General features: G+C 65.1%; 3 protein-coding genes. All 3 read left to right on the top strand.

The features are described from left to right. A partial coding sequence (locus QZZ60_RS10895) for an aminotransferase class I/II-fold pyridoxal phosphate-dependent enzyme (protein WP_295641322.1) occupies window positions 1-920 on the top strand: 920 nt, incomplete at its 5' end. Window positions 921-1,154: 234 nt separating this feature from the next. Further along, window positions 1,155-2,531: an FAD-linked oxidase C-terminal domain-containing protein gene (locus QZZ60_RS10890; protein WP_295641320.1), complete on the top strand. Its 1,377-nt coding sequence runs from the start codon at window positions 1,155-1,157 to the stop codon at window positions 2,529-2,531. A gap of 2 nt (window positions 2,532-2,533) precedes the next feature. Continuing rightward, the gene (locus tag QZZ60_RS10885; protein ID WP_295641318.1) at window positions 2,534-3,805 is read left to right on the top strand and encodes a (Fe-S)-binding protein; all 1,272 of its coding nucleotides are present in this window, start codon (window positions 2,534-2,536) and stop codon (window positions 3,803-3,805) included. The last annotated feature ends 25 nt before the right edge of the window (window positions 3,806-3,830 follow it).

Below are 3,830 nucleotides of genomic sequence, written 5' to 3'. Positions count from 1 at the left end.
CCGGCCTGCCCTGGCAGGGCGAAAACCTGCTCATCACCTCCGGCGCCATGCACGGCCTTCTCGCCGTCATGCGCACCATTCTCGACGAAGGGGACGAAGTCATTTCCCCCGCGCCCTGCTTCTCCGACTATCTCGGCCACTGCGTTCTTGCCGGAGGCAGGTTCGTGCAGGTTCCCACCAGCTTCGACAACGGCTTTCTGCCCACCCTCGAAGCCATGGAAAAGGCCGTGACGCCGAAAACCCGCGCCCTGCTCATCAACTCGCCCTGCAATCCCTCGGGCATCGTGCTCGACGCCGCCACGCTGGACATGCTCGCCGAATTTGCCGTGCGCCACGACCTCATCGTGATTTCCGACGAAGTGTACGACAGCATCTGCTTTGGCGGCAGACCGGAAAGCATCGCCACCCGTCCGGGAATGTTCGAGCGCACGGTGGTGCTCAACTCCTTCTCCAAGGCCTTCGCCATGACCGGCTGGCGCGTGGGCTACGCGCTCGGCCCCTCATGGATCATGAAGGAAATGATCAAGGTGCTGAGCTACTCCGTGGCCAGCACCGGCACGCCCAACCAGCGCGCCGCCCTTGCCGCGCTCACCGGCCCCAAAGAAGAATTCGAGGCCTTCCGCGAGGCCTACCGCCGCCGCACGCACCTTGCCGCCGCGCGCCTCAACGCCATGCCCGGCGTGCGCTGTCTGGAACCTGCGGGAACCTTCTATCTGTTCCCGCACATCGAGGCCGCCAGAGGCGATTCTCTCGCCTTCGCCCTCGACCTTCTGGACAAGAAGCAGGTCATCGTGGTGCCGGGCTTCCCCTTCGGCCCGGCGGAAACCGTGGACGGCTGCATACGCATCGCCTGCACCGTGGACGAGGACAAGCTCTCCGAAGCCATGGACCGCATCGAAGACTATCTCAAAACAAAGTAGCGAAAGACGGAGGCGGGCCGATCTCCGCCCCCGCTCTTTCCGGCCAATCCCGGCGGGCGCGCCGCAAGGCGGCCCGCCGGCCTTTTCTGCGGGCCGCCTTTTCCCCTGCCGCCCCGCGCGCCTGCGCCTGCAATCTTCACATTCCCGGCGCATGGGGATACAACGGGCCGCACCTGCGGCGGATGAGCCCTGCTGCTTCGTCCGCCTTCCCTACAGATTTCAAGGAGACATTTCATGAGCCTGCCTTCCGGCATTGCCGACGAGCTGAAAAAGATTCTCGGACCCGAGGGCTTTCTGGACAGCGAAGAGGATCTGCGCTCCTTCGCCTACGACCTCTTTGCCAATCACAAGCCCGACGCCGTGGCCCTGCCCGCCACGGTGGAGGAAGTTTCGGCCGTCATGCGGCTGTGCAATCAGCATCACGTTCCGGTGTATCCGCGCGGTTCGGGCACCAGCCTTGCCGGCTCTCCGGTGCCGGTGCTCGGAGGACTCGTCCTTTGCAGCTCGCGCATGAACAAGATTCTCGAGGTGTCCGTCACCGACCGTCTGGCCCGCGTGCAGGCCGGCTGCGTGACCGGCAATCTTCAGAAGGCCGCGGCGGAAAAGGGTCTCATGTATCCGCCGAACCCCACCTCCTGCCTGTATTCCACCATCGGCGGCAACGTGTCCACCAACGCCGGCGGCGCGAGCGGCGCGAAATACGGCGTCACGCGCGATTATCTGCTCGGGCTCACCGTGGTTCTGCCCGGCGGCGAAATCGTGCGCATGGGCAACCGCTGCCAGAAGGACGTGACCGGCTTCGATCTGCCGCGTCTTCTGTGCGGTTCGGAAGGACTTCTCGGCTTCATTGCGGAAGTCACGGTAAAGCTCGTTCCCCTGCCCGAGAGCATCCGCACGGCGCTCGCCTACTTCAAGGACGCCGCCGAAGCCGGTTCCGTGGTCACGGACATCGTGAGCCACCGCATTCTGCCCTGCACGCTGGAACTCATGGACGGCGTGTTTCTGAAAACCGTGGCCGAGGTGTACGGCGTGCCCTGTCCCGAAGGCGCGGGCGCCGCGCTGCTCATTGAAGTGGACGGCGCGGACATGGTGCTCGAAGGCCAGATGAAGACCATCGAGGCCATATGCAACGAACATAAGGCCATCGGCATGGAATTCGCCCACAGCGAAGAGGAACGCGACGTTCTGTGGAAGGCCCGCCGCGGCGGCACGGCCGCGCTGGTGCGTCAGGCCGACAGACTGGTCACGCTCGACTACGCCGTGCCCATCTCTCTGCTGCCCCGCGCGCTGAAGATCATGGAAAAGCTGGCCGCCGAAACGCACTGCAACGTGGTGACCATCGCCCACGCGGCCGACGGCAATCTGCACCCCATGGTGCTCTACAGCCCGAGCAGGCCCGAGGAAGCCGCGGCCTATGACGCCTTCTGCGACGCCTCCACCCGCGCCGTTCTGGAACTTGGCGGCACCATCAGCGGCGAACACGGCATAGGCCTTGAAAAGAAGGCCTACATGCCCATGCAGCTCGGCGACGAACAGATGCGCATCATGCGCGGCATCTGCCGCCTGTTCGACCCCTACGGGATCATGAATCCCGGCAAGCTGGAGAGGTAGCCATGAACGGTCCCACCTGCGAATACTGCGGCCGCTGCCTCAGCGTGTGCCCCAGTTACCGGCATCATCTGGTGGAAACCTTCGGTCCGCGCGCCCGCATCGATCTTGCCCGCGCCGTGGCCTCCGGCGAGCTCACCCCCGGCGAACGCTATCACGAAGCCATCAAAAGCTGCATGCAGTGCCTTGCCTGCACGGAAATATGCGGCAAGGGCGTGGACGGCGCACAGATCATTCTCGACGCGCGCCTTGCCGAAGGCGACGGAAAGCTCACCATGAAGCGCCGTCTCGAAAAGCTCGTCACCTGCGCCCTGCTGCCCCGTCGCGAGCTCACGCGCAAGGTCATACGCGCCTGCTCCTTCTTCCAGTGGCTTTTTCCCCTGGACCGGAGAGGCAGCATACGGCATCTTCCCGACGCTTTGTGCGGCGCGGCAGGCAAGCGCAGCATGCCCGCTCTGGCCAGCAAGTCTCTGTACGACATTCTGCCCGAGCGCATCATGCCGCCGGACAACGTCACGCAGATCGGCGAAGTGGCGCTTTTCACCGGCTGCTTCGGCGGTCTTGTGAACGTGGAAGCCTCGCTCCGGCTCGTGAACGCCCTCACCGCGCGCGGCTATACCGTGTTTCTGCCCCGCGCGCAGTCCTGCTGCGGCGCGCCCGCCCAGCTCAGCGGCTTCGGCGATGCCTTTGAAAAGGCGCAGGCCCACAACGCGGAAGTGTTCGCCTCCTGCCCCGACATGCCCGTGCTCACCCTGTGCGCCACCTGTCACCGCACGCTCTCGCGCGAATACACTCTTGCGGGCAAGGAACTTGCCGGACGCATTGTGGACGCGGCCGTGTTCCTGCGGCGTCACGACGCGCGCTTCGGCTTCGACTCTCCCCTGCCGCCCCTGCCTGCGGCCGCCCTGCTGCGCCAGCAGGAACGCCCCATAAGCGCCACCGATCCCCTTGTCGTCGCCGTGCACGACCCGTGCCACTTCCGCCTCGACAATCAGGTCAAGCGCTCCATACGCGAGGAACTCGCTGCAAAACCCTGGATAAGACTCGTGGAACTGCCCGACCCCGGCGCCTGCTGCGGCGGCGGAGGCATCTCCAGCCTCAAGAACCCCGACATCGCCGACGAACTCGGCGAGGCCAGAGCAAAAGCCGTCATCGAAAGCGGCGCCGACATCGTCACCGCCCAGTGCCCCGGCTGCGTGCTCCAGCTCAACAACCACCTGAAACGCCTCAAGGCCACGGCCAGAGCCTGCCATACCCTCGAGCTCATCGGGAAGTAGCGGAAAGGGACAGGCCAGAGCCACG

This window comes from uncultured Mailhella sp. (assembly GCF_905187505.1).
GTDB lineage: Bacteria > Desulfobacterota > Desulfovibrionia > Desulfovibrionales > Desulfovibrionaceae > Mailhella.
This window is presented reverse-complemented; position numbering and strand designations above follow the sequence as displayed.